Source organism: Lysobacter sp. H23M47 (assembly GCF_015209765.1).
GTDB classification, from domain to species: Bacteria; Pseudomonadota; Gammaproteobacteria; order Xanthomonadales; family Xanthomonadaceae; genus Novilysobacter; species Novilysobacter avium.
Window position 1 is genome coordinate 605,872 of the sequence record NZ_CP063658.1, and the last position, 13,052, is coordinate 618,923.

At 68.0% G+C, this 13,052-nt stretch carries 11 protein-coding genes and 4 tRNA genes; 12 read left to right on the forward strand and 3 right to left on the reverse strand.

Going from position 1 to position 13,052, the window contains the following annotated elements:
- Positions 1-4: 4 nt before the first annotated feature.
- From INQ43_RS02680 to hemA, 3 genes are all read right to left on the reverse strand, one after another.
- Entirely contained in the window at positions 5-1,711 is a 1,707-nt protein-coding gene (locus tag INQ43_RS02680; protein ID WP_194037042.1) for a tetratricopeptide repeat protein, read from the reverse strand.
- Positions 1,712-1,716: 5 nt separating this feature from the next.
- On the reverse strand, positions 1,717-2,802 hold the full coding sequence (gene prfA, locus INQ43_RS02685) for a peptide chain release factor 1 (protein ID WP_194037043.1): 1,086 nt from the start codon (positions 2,800-2,802) through the stop codon (positions 1,717-1,719).
- A gap of 136 nt (positions 2,803-2,938) precedes the next feature.
- Entirely contained in the window at positions 2,939-4,249 is a 1,311-nt protein-coding gene (gene hemA, locus INQ43_RS02690) for a glutamyl-tRNA reductase (RefSeq protein ID WP_194037540.1), read from the reverse strand.
- A 125-nt stretch (positions 4,250-4,374) separates the two neighbouring features.
- Between hemA and INQ43_RS02695 the strand changes: the two genes are divergently transcribed.
- The 12 genes from INQ43_RS02695 to tuf all read left to right on the forward strand — a co-directional run bounded on the left by INQ43_RS02695 (position 4,375) and on the right by tuf (position 12,968).
- The gene (locus INQ43_RS02695) at positions 4,375-6,057 is read left to right on the forward strand and encodes a tetratricopeptide repeat protein (RefSeq protein WP_194037044.1); all 1,683 of its coding nucleotides are present in this window, start codon (positions 4,375-4,377) and stop codon (positions 6,055-6,057) included.
- The gene (lolB, locus tag INQ43_RS02700) at positions 6,054-6,710 is read left to right on the forward strand and encodes a lipoprotein insertase outer membrane protein LolB (protein WP_194037045.1); all 657 of its coding nucleotides are present in this window, start codon (positions 6,054-6,056) and stop codon (positions 6,708-6,710) included. The genes INQ43_RS02695 and lolB overlap by 4 nt, the downstream gene beginning before the upstream one ends.
- On the forward strand, positions 6,707-7,624 hold the full coding sequence (gene ispE / locus INQ43_RS02705) for a 4-(cytidine 5'-diphospho)-2-C-methyl-D-erythritol kinase (protein WP_194037046.1): 918 nt from the start codon (positions 6,707-6,709) through the stop codon (positions 7,622-7,624). The genes lolB and ispE overlap by 4 nt, the downstream gene beginning before the upstream one ends.
- Positions 7,602-7,678, forward strand: a tRNA-Gln gene (locus INQ43_RS02710). Before ispE ends, INQ43_RS02710 begins: the two co-directional genes overlap by 23 nt.
- Positions 7,679-7,720: 42 nt before the next feature.
- Entirely contained in the window at positions 7,721-8,686 is a 966-nt protein-coding gene (locus tag INQ43_RS02715) for a ribose-phosphate diphosphokinase (protein ID WP_043959583.1), read from the forward strand.
- A gap of 95 nt (positions 8,687-8,781) precedes the next feature.
- Positions 8,782-9,456, forward strand: coding sequence for a 50S ribosomal protein L25/general stress protein Ctc (locus INQ43_RS02720; RefSeq protein WP_194035010.1), 675 nt, complete (start codon positions 8,782-8,784; stop codon positions 9,454-9,456).
- Positions 9,457-9,519: 63 nt separating this feature from the next.
- Positions 9,520-10,101, forward strand: coding sequence for an aminoacyl-tRNA hydrolase (gene pth, locus INQ43_RS02725; protein ID WP_194037047.1), 582 nt, complete (start codon positions 9,520-9,522; stop codon positions 10,099-10,101).
- Between the two features lie 62 nt (positions 10,102-10,163).
- Positions 10,164-11,255: a redox-regulated ATPase YchF gene (ychF, locus tag INQ43_RS02730; RefSeq protein ID WP_194035012.1), complete on the forward strand. Its 1,092-nt coding sequence runs from the start codon at positions 10,164-10,166 to the stop codon at positions 11,253-11,255.
- 101 nt (positions 11,256-11,356) lie between these two features.
- A tRNA-Tyr gene (locus tag INQ43_RS02735) sits at positions 11,357-11,442 on the forward strand.
- 91 nt (positions 11,443-11,533) lie between these two features.
- Positions 11,534-11,607, forward strand: a tRNA-Gly gene (locus INQ43_RS02740).
- A gap of 50 nt (positions 11,608-11,657) precedes the next feature.
- Positions 11,658-11,733: transfer RNA gene (locus INQ43_RS02745), tRNA-Thr, on the forward strand.
- Entirely contained in the window at positions 11,724-12,968 is a 1,245-nt protein-coding gene (gene tuf, locus INQ43_RS02750; RefSeq protein WP_160291557.1) for an elongation factor Tu, read from the forward strand. The genes INQ43_RS02745 and tuf overlap by 10 nt, the downstream gene beginning before the upstream one ends.
- Positions 12,969-13,052: the final 84 nt, after the last annotated feature.

Genomic DNA, 13,052 nt, shown 5'->3' on the forward strand with positions numbered 1-13,052 from the left:
CTCCCTAACCCGCGCCGTGCTGCTCCGCCATTGCCAGCACGGCAGCAACGAAGTCGTCCGCGAACCCGTCCATATCGAACAGGCCGGCCGTGCCGCGTCGCTGCGCCAACTCGCTGCGCAACGCCTGCAGCAAAGCCGGATCGCGGCCCAGCTCGATCGCGCGCTGGATGAATTCCTCATCGCTGGCGACATTCATCCGCGGCATCCCCAGATGGTGATTGAGGCTGCCGGCGACGCGGGCGGCGAAGGTCTGGCCGGGCCGGGTCAGCACCGGGCAACCGGCCCACAGCGCGTCCGAGGCGGTGGTGTGGGCGTTGTAGGGGTTGGTGTCCAGGAACAGATCGGCGTGCTGGAGCCGCGCCAGGTAGCGATCGTGTGGCTGTTTGGGCATAAACACCAGGCGTGACGGCTCCACGCCCGCCGCCGCGGCGGCGTCGCGCAGCCGGTCATCAGCGCGACCCGGGCCGGACAGCAGCCACAGCACGCTGCCGGGCACGCCGGCCAGCACCGCCAACGCGCGCTGCATGCTCGCTGGATTCAGTTTGTAGCTGTTGTTGAAGCAGCACAACACGACGCCCTTTCCGGGTTCCGGCAGCCCGCATTCCGCTCGCTCCGGCGGCGCCGCCAGCACCCGGCTGGTATCGGAGGGCTGGAAACAGCGCGGCAGGTAGTGCACCCGTTCGCTGAACCCTTGCGCCAGCGAGGGCGGCAGGACAAAGCGATCGGCGAGGACGACGTCGATCCACGGTGCGCCGGACGTTCCCGGATAGGCGAGCCAGTTGACCTGCAGCGGCGCCGGGCGCATCGCCAGCACTTCCGGCCGCCCGCCGCCGCCCCAGCCGCGCAGGTCGAACAGCACATCGATGCCCGCAGCGCGGATTGCCGCGGCCACCATCGCGTGGCTCCGGCCGGCGACGTCGTGCAGCCCGGTCGCCGCCTGCAGGCGCCGCCGGATCGGACTGCCGTCGTCCGCGTTCAACGCAAACAGGTGCACGTCCATGGACCGCTGCGAAACCAGCGCCTCGAACAGCGCCACGGTCAGCAAACCGGTCGGATGGGAGCCGTACCCATTGGACAGGAAGCCCACCCGCAGCGGCCGTTCGCCATCTTCAGCGCGCGGCGCCGGTGGCGGCAGCGGTCGGACGGCGCGCGCAATACCGGCGGCGCGCAGCCGGGCGCAGGCAAGCTGCTCCGCCGCGGTGCTGTCCTCGCTGAGGAATGCGAACGGCTCCACGGCCGCCTGGCCGCGGCGGACCGCCTCGCGCACCTGCGATGACAGGGCGTCCAGGTCGCGCCAGTCGCACAGCTTGCGCCGCCACGCCAGCAGGTAGGCGGCCAGTTGCGGCTCCTGCGGCGCGAGCCGGTGCGCCCGCGCGTACTGGTCGGCCGCCTGCTCAGGCTGGCCGATGTCTTCCAGCACGTGGGCCAGCCAGACGGCGATGCCGGGATGGCCGGGCGCGCGGTCGGCGGCGGTGCCCAGGCTTTCGGCGGCATCCTGATGCCGGCCCTGCATCCACTGCGCCCGGCCGAGGCGGGCGAGCGCCTCGGGATGCCCGGGCAGCAGCGCCAGCGCGCTCCGGCTGGCCGCCTCGCCGGCAGCCGCATCGCCGGCGTCCAGTTCGGCCTCGGCCAGCAGGATCCAGGCCAGCGGGCTGCCCGGCTCACGCGTCACCGCCAGGCGGGCTTCACTGCGCGGGTCGACCGGCCGCACGGCCGTCAGCTGCCCTTGGTCAGGCGCGCGAGCTCATCGGCCTGGTGTTCCTGCTGCAGCCGCTCGACGAGCGCGTCCAGATCACCGGTGAGCACGTTGGGCAGGTCGTACAGGGTCAGGCCTTCGACCCGGTGGTCGGTGATGCGCCCCTGCGAGTAGTTGTAGGTGCGGATGCGCTGGCTGCGATCGCCGCTGCCGACCTGCAGCTTGCGGTCCTCGGCGATGGCCGCCGCCGCCTTGTTCGCCTGCTCCTCGGCCAGGGTCGCGCGCAGGCGCTTCATCGCCGTGTCGCGGTTGGCGTGCTGGCTGCGCTCGGTCTGGCTCTCCACCACGATGCCGCTGGGCAGGTGGGTGATGCGGATGGCCGAATCCGTCTTGTTGACGTGCTGGCCCCCGGCGCCGGAGGAACGGAAGGTGTCCACGCGCAGGTCGGCTGGGTTGATCTCGATCGGCTCGCCTTCCGTCTCCACCGCGATGATGGCGACGGTAGCCGCCGAAGTGTGCACGCGGCCCTGGGATTCGGTCTCCGGCACGCGCTGCACACGGTGAGTGCCGGACTCGAACTTCAGTTTGGAGTACGCGCCGCGCCCCTCGACGCGCGCGATCAGCTCCTTGTAGCCGCCGTGCTCGCCTTCGTTGGCCGACTCCACCTCGACCCGCCAGCCCTGGCGCTCGGCGTAGCGCGAATACATGCGGAACAGGTCGCCGGCGAAGATCGCCGCCTCGTCGCCGCCGGTGCCGGCGCGGACCTCCAGGTACAGGTCGCCCTCGTCGCGTGGATCGCGCGGGACCAGGTGGGCGAGCAGTTCGATGTCCAGCTGGCGCAGGCGCTCGCTGGCCGCGGTGATTTCCTCCTCGGCCAGCTCGGCCAGCTCCGGGTCACCGCGCATCGCCAGCGCTGTCTCCAGGTCGGCCTGGGCAGCGGCCTCGTCGGCCAGCGCGGTCGCCACCGGCCCCAGCTGCGAGAACTCGCGCGACAGCTGGCGGAAGCGCTGGTTGTCGCCGATGACGTCCGGGTCGGCGAGCAGGCGCTCCAGTTCTTCCCGGCGTTCGGCGAGGGCTTCGAGCTTGCGGCGCAGGCTGGGGGTCATCGGTCGTTCTCGGGTCCAGGCGGGTGGGTTGGGAAAAGGGGCGAAGCGGGGAGGAGAAGCGGGCGGGCGGCAACGGGGCCTGCGCCGATGGGTCCGTACGGTGGGCGACCGGCGGTCCGTGCAAGCATGCCGTCAGCTACTTGCGGCGCTCGCGTATCGCCTTCCGCTCGGCCGCTTCAGGCTCCGCGGCCGGCATCAGGATCGGGCTGCCGGCGGCGGGAAAGAGTTTGTCGGCCGCCCGCGCCAGTTCGGCATTGCCGGTGATCGCCGCCTCGCGCAGCGCAATCGTCGGCGCATGCAGCAGCCGGTTGGTCAGGGTGTGGGCGAGGAATTCGAGTACGGCGTCGGGATCCTCGCCGTTGGCCAGTTGCTGGCGGGCCTTGGCCAGCGCATCCAGTTTGGCCGCATCGCCATGCGCGCGCAGCTGCTTCAGCGGCGCGGTACGGCTGCGGGCCAACAGAGTTTCCATGAAGCGCGCCACCTGGACCTCCACGATCGCCTCGGCCTCTGCCGCGGCCTCCTGGCGGCTGCGGCGGTTGTCCTCGATCGAGCGCTCCAGATCGTCCACCGTGTACAGGTACACGTCGCGCAGGGTGGCGACCTCCGGGTCGATGTCGCGCGGCACCGCGAGGTCCAGCAACAGCATCGGCCGATGGCGCCGCTGGGACAGCGCGGTGGCCACCTGGTCGCGACGCAGCACGGCGCCCCGGGCGGCGGTGGCCGACAGCACAATGTCGGCCTCACCGAGATGGCGGTCGATCTCGTCCAGCGGCACCGCGACCCCGCCATGCCGGCTGGCCAGTTCCTGCGCGTGGGCGAGGGTGCGATTGGCAACCAGCAGGCGCTTGACGCGTGCCTGGACCAGATGCCGCGCGGCCAGCTCGACCGTGTCGCCGGCGCCGATCAGCAGCACGGTGGAGTCCTCGATCCGGGCGAAGGACTCCTGCGCCAGCCGCACCGCCGCCGAGGCGACCGAGACCGGATTGGCCCCGATGCGGGTGTCGGTGCGGGCGCGCTTGGCGGTGGTGAAGGTGTGCTGGAACAGGCTGTCGAGCTGGCTGCCCAGGCTGCCGACCGCGCGCGCGGTGGCCCAGGCGTCCTTGACCTGGCCAAGGATCTGCGGCTCGCCCAGCACCAGCGAATCCAGTCCGGTCGCGACCCGGAAAAGGTGGCGGACCGCGCCGGCGTCGGCGTGCCGGTAGAGGTAGGCCTGCAGATCGTCCATCCCGGCCGGATGACGCGCCAGCCAGTTCGCCACCGCGTGCCCGCCATCGTCCACGACGGTGTAGATCTCGGTGCGGTTGCAGGTCGACAGCAGCGCGGCTTCGCGCACCCCGCCCAGCGCGCGCAGCGAATCCAGGGCGGCCGGAATCGTCTCGCTGGAAAACGCCACGCGCTCGCGCAGGCTCACCGGCGCGGTCTGGTGGTTTATCCCGAGCACGAACAGGTTGGAGGTTGGACTGGTCACCGGACTCTTGCGGATTGGACTGCTGGTTCAGGCGCTTGCGATAAGCTGCGGGCTGCTGAAGGCCCATATTCTACCGGCCTCCCGATTCCCATGGATTCATCTTGATGCAAGCACCGCTGCGCCTATTCATGTCCGCCGTCTTGCTTCTGCTGGCAAGCGTATCGCCGGCCAGCGCCGCGCCAGCGGCGAAAGCGCCCGCGGCCGATCCCGTGATCGAGACGCTCGAGCCCTTGATGGCCGCCGAGTTCGCCTTGCAGTCCGGGCGGCTGGAAGAGGCATCGCGCTGGTACCTGCAGGCTGCGCTGGCCGCCGACGACGAGGCGTTGACCGAACGGGCGACGCGGATTGCGCTCCTGTCGCGCGATGATGAGAGCGCAGCGCGCCTGTTGGAGCTGTGGCGCAGCCAGGGCGGCACGAGCGTCAACTTCCTCGGCGCGGAGGCCAGCCTTGCCTTGCGCCGCGGCGAGGAGCGCAAGGCGCAGCGTTTTCTCATCCGCTTGCTCGGCATGCCCGATGACGAGGGATGGCGACAGGTCCTGGGGGTGATGATCGCCGGCGCACGCGATCCGGCGCAGTCGGCGCGCGTGCTGGAAGCGCTGGTGCGCGGTGGCAGCATCCCGCCGAAGCTGCAGGCCTGGCTGGCGTTTGGCGGACTGGCCCAGCGCCTTGAGCAGCCGGAACTCGCCGAACGGATCGTCGCCGAGGTGCTGAAGCGTTTTCCCGGTGAGCCGCGGGTCGCCCTGCTGAGGGTGAGCCAGTTGCGCGAAGCCCGTCGCGTGGACGAAGCGCGTGAGGTACTGGCCACGATTGCCGAGCGCGCAAGCGACGACGACGAGCTGCGCCTGGCGATCGCCTACGAGTACGACACGCTGGGCGACCTCGCTGCGGCCGAGGCCACCCTGGCGCGCGGTGAGCAGGACGACCAGACCTACGGACTGCGCGCCTCGCTGTTGGCCCGGGCCAAGGACAATGCCTCCCTGCTGGCCCTGTATGAGGAGTTGCGCGCGAGCGGGCAGGTGCCCGATCCGCGCCGGCGGCTGCTGCTGGGCCAGGTGGCGGAGTTCCTGAAGCGCTACGACGAAGCACTGGGCTGGTACCAGGGCGTTCCCGGCGGAGAACAGCGTTTGCCGGCGATGCTGCGCAGCGCCAACGTGCTGCACGAGCTGGATCGCGCCGACGAGGCGTTCGCGCAGTTGCATGAAATGCAGGCGGACGCCTCGACCAGCGACACCGCGCGCCGCGATGCCTATCTGCTGGAAGCCTCGCTGCACGAGCGCGATGAGGACGCCGCAGCGGAAAAGGACGCCTTCTCACGCGGCCTGGCAGCGTTTCCCGACGATCTGGAAATCCTCTACGCCCGCGCCCTGAGCTGGGAGCGCGGCGATGACATCCCCCGCGCCGAGGCCGACCTGCGCCGGATCCTGGTCATCGATCCCGAATCGGTGGCCGCGTTGAACGCCCTGGGCTACACGCTTGCCGATCGAACCGACCGCTACCAGGAAGCCTTGGAGCTGATCAACCGCGCCCGTGCCGCAGAGCCCGACAACGCCGCTATTACCGACAGTTACGGCTGGGTGCTCTACCGGTTGGGTCGTAACGAGGAGGCGCTTGTTGCGCTCCGCCAGGCCTTCGCGTTGCAGAAGGACGCCGAGATCGCCGCACACCTGGCTGAAGTGCTGTGGACGCTCGGCCGCCGTGACGAGGCGCGCAAGTACGTGCAAGAAGCCAAGCGCATCGACCCGGACAACCGCGCCCTGAAGCGGGTCTTGGAAATGACCGCACCATGAGGTCCTTCGTTGCAATACCCGCCGTCGCGCTGGGCCTGCTGCTGGTTGGCTGCGCAGGCGCGCCGCTGCGACCGGCGATTTCAGCGGCCGATGTCGCCGCCGCCGAAGCGTCCCAGGTTCAGCGCGAAAGCGCGCTGGCCCGCACTCCGGACTGGTCAATGGCCGGGCGCGTCGCGGTTTCCAATGCAGGCAAGGGCGGCAGCGGCCGCATCGAGTGGCGCCAGGACGGCCCGCGTTACCTGATCACCCTAAGCGCGCCGGTCACCCGGCAGGGTTGGCAGCTGTCCGGCGATGCCGACGCGTCCCGCCTGGAAGGGCTTGAGGGCGGTCCACGTTCCGGTCCGGATGCCCGGCTGCTGTTGCTGGTCGCTACTGGCTGGGACATTCCCGTGGTGGCACTGGGCGACTGGGTCCGCGGCGCACGCGCCCCGGCACTGGCGCCGGCACGCATCGAGTACGGCACCGACGGACTGCCACGGCGGATCGATCAGGACGGCTGGACGATAGAATACCGCTGGGCACCCGACGCGGCGGTGGACGGCGAGACAGCGCTTCCCATCCGGGTGGACGCGATACGGGGCGAAGCCCGGGTCAAGCTGATCGTGGACGAATGGCACGCAGAAACCCCGCCCGGCGCGACCAGGGTGCAATGACTGCTCCCTCATCCGGACCCGAAGCGGCCGCCGAACGCTGGAGCGAGTGGCCCGCACCGGCCAAGCTGAACCTGTTCCTGCGCATTCCGGGGCGGCGCGCGGACGGCTACCACCTGCTGCAGACCGTCTTCCGCCTGCTCGACTGGGGCGATACCGTGCGCCTGCGCGTACGGAGAGACGCCCGGGTGGTTCGCCACGGCAGCCCGCTCGCCGGTCTGGCCGACGCCGACGACCTGACCGTGCGCGCAGCCACGTTGTTGCAGTCGGTATCCGGATCCCCGTTGGGCGCGGACATCGCGATCGACAAACGCATCCCCGTGGGCGGCGGTTTTGGCGGCGGATCATCGGATGCGGCCACGGTCCTGGTCGCGCTGGACGCGATGTGGGGCACCCGGCTGGGCGAGGACCGGCTGGCGGCGTTGGCTCTGCGTCTGGGAGCCGACGTGCCGGTGTTCGTGCGTGGGCGCAATGCGTGGGCCGAGGGCATCGGCGAGCAATTGACGCCAATCGATTTGCCGCCGGCGTGGTACCTGCTGGTCAACCCGGGCGTGCACGTCGCTACCGCCGAGCTGTTCCAGTCAGCCGAATTGACGCGCGATGCGCAGCCCGCGACAATAGCGGACTTCGTTTCGGGCAAACCGCTCGGGAACGCGTTCGAGCCGGTATTGCGCGGCCGCGAACCGGCCGTAGATGCCGTGTTTGCTGCCCTGTCGCAGGTCGGCACGCCGCACCTGACCGGTTCGGGCAGCGGGTGTTTCGTCGAATTCGCCAGCCGCGAAGCCGCCGAATCCGCGCTGTCTGCGCTGCCACCGGGCCTGGATGCCTGGTTGGCTGCAGGCCTGGATCACTCGCCCTTGCACGGTATTGCGGGCAGGACGGGACCAGTTACACAGGGGCGTCGCCAAGAGGCCTAAGGCACCAGGTTTTGATCCTGGCATTCGTAGGTTCGAATCCTACCGCCCCTGCCAATTTTGAAGCCTGTGGGCCCCGCGCCCTGAGCGATGTCCAACATGAAAGTCCAAGGTGACCGCAGTCTGCTGATCTTTTCCGGCAACGCCAATCCGGTGCTGGCCCGGGCGGTGTGCAAGGAACTGGGCGTGCGACCGGGCAAGGCGCTGGTGAGCACGTTCTCCGATGGCGAGGTCCAGGTCGAGATCGAGGAGAACGTGCGCCAGCAGGACGTGTTCGTGATCCAGCCGACCTGCGCGCCGAGCGCCGAGAACCTGGTCGAGCTGCTGGTCCTGATCGACGCGCTCAAGCGCGCCTCGGTCAGCAGCGTCACCGCCGTGGTGCCGTACTTCGGCTACGCCCGCCAGGATCGACGCCCGCGCTCCTCGCGCGTGCCGATCACCGCCAAGGTTGCCGCCAAGATGTTCTCCGCGGTGGACTGCGACCGCGTGCTCACCATCGACCTGCATGCCGACCAGATCCAGGGCTTCTTCGACATGCCGGTCGACAACGTCTACGCCTCGCCGCTGCTGCTGGCCGACATCTGGCGTGCGCACGGCACCGACAACATGGTCGTGGTCAGCCCGGACGTGGGCGGCGTGGTGCGCGCCCGGGCGATCGCCAAGCGGCTGGATGATGCGGACCTGGCGATCATCGACAAGCGCCGGCCCAAGGCCAACGTGTCCACCGTGATGAACATCATCGGCGACGTGGACGGCAAGACCTGCGTGCTGGTCGATGACATCGTCGATACCGCGGGCACCCTGTGCGCCGCCGCTGCAGCCTTGAAGGCGCGTGGCGCGACCAAGGTCGTTGCCTACTGCACCCACGCGGTGCTGTCGGGCGCGGCGATCAGCAACATCCGCAATTCCGAGCTCGACGAGCTGGTGGTCACCGACACCATTCCGCTGACCGAGGCTGCGCGCGAGTGCGGCCGGGTGCGTCAGCTCAGCGTCGCCGAGCTGCTGGCCGAGACGATCCGCCGGATCGCCTTTGGCGAGTCGGTCAGCTCGCTCTACGTAGACTGAGCGACCCCGTCTTTTACGGCTCACCTGGTCGCGGGTGAGTCTTTCCCGGTCGCCGCGAGGTGGCCACACCTGCAACACAAGCGAGTAAACAAGCAATGTCCGATCAAACCATCAAGGCCTCTGGCCGCAGTGTCGAGGGGAAGGGTGCGAGCCGCCGCCTGCGTCACGCGGGCAAGATTCCGGCCATCATCTACGGCGGCGACGCCGCTCCGCAGCCCGTCGTTCTGGATCAGGAAAAGATCTGGGTCGCCAGCCAGAACGAGTGGTTCTACTCGACCATCCTGGACCTGGACGTCGACGGAAAGGTCGAAAGCGTGCTGCTGCGTGACATGCAGCGCCACCCGTTCAAGCAGATCATCATGCATCTGGATTTCATGCGGGTGAACCAGAAGGAAGTGCTGCGCACCCAGGTGCAGCTGCACTTCATCAACGAGGACATCTCGCCGGCTGGCAAGAACGCCGATGTGATCATCATGAAGGAGCTGAACCACGTCGACGTCAGCTGCCTGCCCAAGGATCTGCCCGAGAACATCGAGGTCGACCTGTCCAAGCTGGAGCTGGGCGACACCATCCACCTCTCGCAGATCCCGCTGCCCGAGGGCGTCGAGATCCCGAGCCTGGCGCTGGGCGAGGAGTACGACACCGCCGTGGTCGTGGCGCGCAAGGGTCGCGTGGAAATCGAGCCGGAGCCGGAAGTCGAAGACGACGTCGATGCCGCCGATGTACCGGCCACCAAGGTCGATTCGGACGAGAAGAAGGACGACGAGTAAGCCTGCAACTCGCTGGGGCAACCGCCATCGCGGAAGCCCCGGCTTGCAGCTTGCTCGCCTGCCATGGCCGGTTTGCGCCTGATCGTTGGACTGGGGAATCCCGGTCCTGAATACCTCCGGACCCGGCACAATGCCGGGTTCTGGTTTGTGGACGCCCTGGCGGAAAGCCTGGGCGGCCGCTTCAGTATGGAATCAAAACTGTTCGGACAGGCCGCAAAGGTCGAGATCGCGGGCCAGCCGGTATGGCTGCTCAAGCCGGCGACCTTCATGAACCTGTCCGGCAAGTCGGTCACAGCGGCGCTCAATTTCTGGAAGATCGAGCCCGAGCAGGCATTGCTCGCGCACGATGAGCTCGACCTCCCGCCGGGTACCGCCCGCCTGAAGTTCGATGGCGGCCACGGGGGCCAGAACGGACTTCGCGACACCATGCGCCTGCTCGCCCACGGTCGGTTCCACCGGCTGCGCGTCGGCATCGGCCATCCCGGGCACAAGGACCAGGTCACCCCGTGGGTGCTGGGCCGTCCCGGTGCGGACGACGAGGCCATGATCCTGCGCGCCATTGGCGATGCCATCGACGTGCTGCCGCTGGCGGTTGCCGGCGATTTCAGCGAGGCGATGAAGCGCCTGCACACCCCGCGGGACTGATTCGTTTCCAGCACTGCCACACCACCGGTTCCACCCCTCATATTGAAAGCGAGTACAGCGTCATGGGCATCAAATGCGGCATCGTCGGCCTTCCCAACGTAGGCAAGTCGACCCTCTTCAATGCCCTGACCAAGGCCGGCATCGCCGCCGCCAATTTTCCCTTCTGCACGATTGAGCCCAACGTCGGCGTCGTGCCGGTGCCCGACCCGCGCCTGAACGCTCTGGCGGCGATCGTCAAGCCGCAGAAGTGCCTGCCCACCGCGGTTGAGTTCGTCGACATCGCCGGACTGGTCGCCGGCGCGGCCAGTGGCGAGGGCCTGGGCAACAAGTTCCTCGCCCACATCCGCGAAGTTGACGCGATCACCCACGTGGTGCGCTGCTTCGAGAACGACGACATCATCCACGTCAACAACCGCATCGATCCGCTGTCGGACATCGACACCATCGATACCGAGCTGGCCCTGGCCGATCTGGATTCGGTCGAGAAGGCGCTGCAGCGCGCCGAGCGCTCCGCCAAGACCGGCGACAAGGACGCGAAGATCCGCGTCGACGTGCTCACCCGCGTGCGCGACGGCCTGGATGCCGGCAAGCCGGCCCGGGCACTGGACCTGTCCGAGGACGACCGCCTGGCGCTGCGCGACCTGTTCCTGCTGACCCTGAAGCCGGTGCTGTACATCGCCAACGTGCTGGAGGACGGCTTCGAGGACAATCCGCATCTGGATGCGGTGCGTGCCCGGGCCGAAGCCGAAGGCGCCGAGGTCGTCCCGGTCTCGGCAGCGATTGAGGAGGAGCTCAGCCAGCTCGACGATGAAGACCGCGACGCATTCCTGGCCGACATGGGCCTGGACGAGCCGGGCCTCAACCGCGTCATCCGCGCCGCCTACAAGCTCCTTGGGCTGCAGACCTACTTCACCGCCGGGGTCAAGGAAGTACGCGCCTGGACCGTTAAGGGCGGGGCGACCGCACCACAGGCCGCCGCGGTCATCCATACCGACTTCGAGAAGGGCTTCATCCGCGCCGAGACCATCGGCTACGACGACTTCATCAAGTACCAGGGCGAGGCGGGGGCGCGCGAAGCCGGGCGCATGCGCCTGGAGGGCAAGGAGTACAAGGTCCAGGAAGGCGACGTGTTGCATTTCCGCTTCAACGTGTAGACTCCGCCGCGGCGCGAGGCCGCATTTTCCGCGGCCAGGGCAAATAACTTTCCCCCGTCGTTGACAAGCGCGCAAAAGCCCCCCAGAATTGCGGGCTCTTTGGAGGGATACCCAAGCGGCCAACGGGGGCAGACTGTAAATCTGCTGGCTTACGCCTTCGGTGGTTCGAATCCACCTCCCTCCACCAGCTTCGCGCCCGTCGCGTGCTGGTAGACGCAAAGCAGCAAACCGATAGACTGACCATCCGTCGGCGCAGTACCCAAGCAGGATTGTCCGGCGCGGGAGTAGTTCAATGGTAGAACCTCAGCCTTCCAAGCTGATGGTGCGGGTTCGATCCCCGTCTCCCGCTCCATTGATGCCGCGACGTTTTGTACCTGCTGAAATGGTCTGTTTGAAAATTTCGCTCACGTAGCTCAGTCGGTAGAGCACCTCCTTGGTAAGGAGGAGGTCACTGGTTCGATTCCAGTCGTGAGCACCACACCTACCATCCAGAACACCGTCCCACAGCGAGAAGCGACAATCATGGCCAAGGGTAAATTCGAGCGCACCAAGCCGCACGTGAACGTCGGCACGATCGGTCACGTTGACCACGGCAAGACCACGTTGACTGCAGCGCTGACCAAGGTTGGCGCGGAGCGTTTTGGTGGCGAGTTCAGCGCGTACGACGCGATTGACCGTGCCCCCGAAGAGAAGGCGCGCGGCATCACGATCTCGACCTCGCACGTCGAGTACGAGTCCCCGAACCGCCACTACGCGCACGTCGACTGCCCCGGGCACGCCGACTACGTGAAGAACATGATCACCGGTGCGGCGCAGATGGACGGCGCGATCCTGGTGTGCTCGGCCGCGGACGGCCCGATGCCGCAGACCCGCGAGCACATCCTGCTGGCCCGCCAGGTGGGCGTGCCCTACATCGTGTCCTACCTGAACAAGGCGGACATGGTGGACGACGCCGAGCTGCTGGAGCTGGTGGAGATGGAAGTGCGCGAGCTTCTGTCCAAGTACGACTTCCCCGGCGACGACACCCCGATCATCACCGGTTCGGCGCTGAAGGCGCTGGAAGGCGACCAGAGCGACATCGGCGTGCCCTCCATCATCAAGCTGGTCGATGCACTGGACAGCTGGATCCCGGAGCCCGAGCGCGACGTGGACAAGGCGTTCCTGATGCCGGTCGAGGACGTGTTCTCGATCTCCGGTCGCGGCACCGTGGTCACCGGTCGTATCGAGCGCGGCATCATCAAGGTGGGCGAGGAGATCGAGATCGTCGGCATCCGTCCGACCGTCAAGACCACCGTCACCGGTGTTGAGATGTTCCGCAAGCTGCTTGACCAGGGTCAGGCGGGTGATAACGCCGGTCTGCTGCTGCGCGGCACCAAGCGTGACGACGTCGAGCGCGGCCAGGTGCTGTGCAAGCCCGGCTCGATCAAGCCGCACACCGAGTTCGAAGGTGAGGTGTACATCCTGAGCAAGGACGAGGGCGGCCGTCACACGCCGTTCTTCAAGGGCTACCGTCCGCAGTTCTACTTCCGCACCACCGACGTCACCGGCGCCTGCGAGCTGCCCGAGGGCGTGGAGATGGTGATGCCGGGCGACAACGTGAAGATGGTGGTCACCCTGATCAACCCGATCGCGATGGACGAAGGCTTGCGTTTTGCGATCCGCGAAGGTGGCCGCACCGTCGGCGCCGGCGTGGTGTCCAAGATCATCAAGTAATTACCAGCGCCCGGGCCACCCTGCAACGGGTGGCCTGTTGGCGTAACAGGAAGAATTGGCAAGGCGGCTTCAGCCGCCGTTGCC

Coding starts and splice junctions, on each gene's coding strand:
- prfA (WP_194037043.1), bottom strand. CDS start 2,802: ATGACCCCCAGCCTGCGCCGCAAGCTCGAAGCCCTCGCCGAACGCCGG.
- ychF (WP_194035012.1), top strand. CDS start 10,164: ATGGGCATCAAATGCGGCATCGTCGGCCTTCCCAACGTAGGCAAGTCG.
- lolB (WP_194037045.1), top strand. CDS start 6,054: ATGAGGTCCTTCGTTGCAATACCCGCCGTCGCGCTGGGCCTGCTGCTG.
- INQ43_RS02715 (WP_043959583.1), top strand. CDS start 7,721: ATGAAAGTCCAAGGTGACCGCAGTCTGCTGATCTTTTCCGGCAACGCC.
- ispE (WP_194037046.1), top strand. CDS start 6,707: ATGACTGCTCCCTCATCCGGACCCGAAGCGGCCGCCGAACGCTGGAGC.
- INQ43_RS02695 (WP_194037044.1), top strand. CDS start 4,375: ATGCAAGCACCGCTGCGCCTATTCATGTCCGCCGTCTTGCTTCTGCTG.
- INQ43_RS02720 (WP_194035010.1), top strand. CDS start 8,782: ATGTCCGATCAAACCATCAAGGCCTCTGGCCGCAGTGTCGAGGGGAAG.
- pth (WP_194037047.1), top strand. CDS start 9,520: ATGGCCGGTTTGCGCCTGATCGTTGGACTGGGGAATCCCGGTCCTGAA.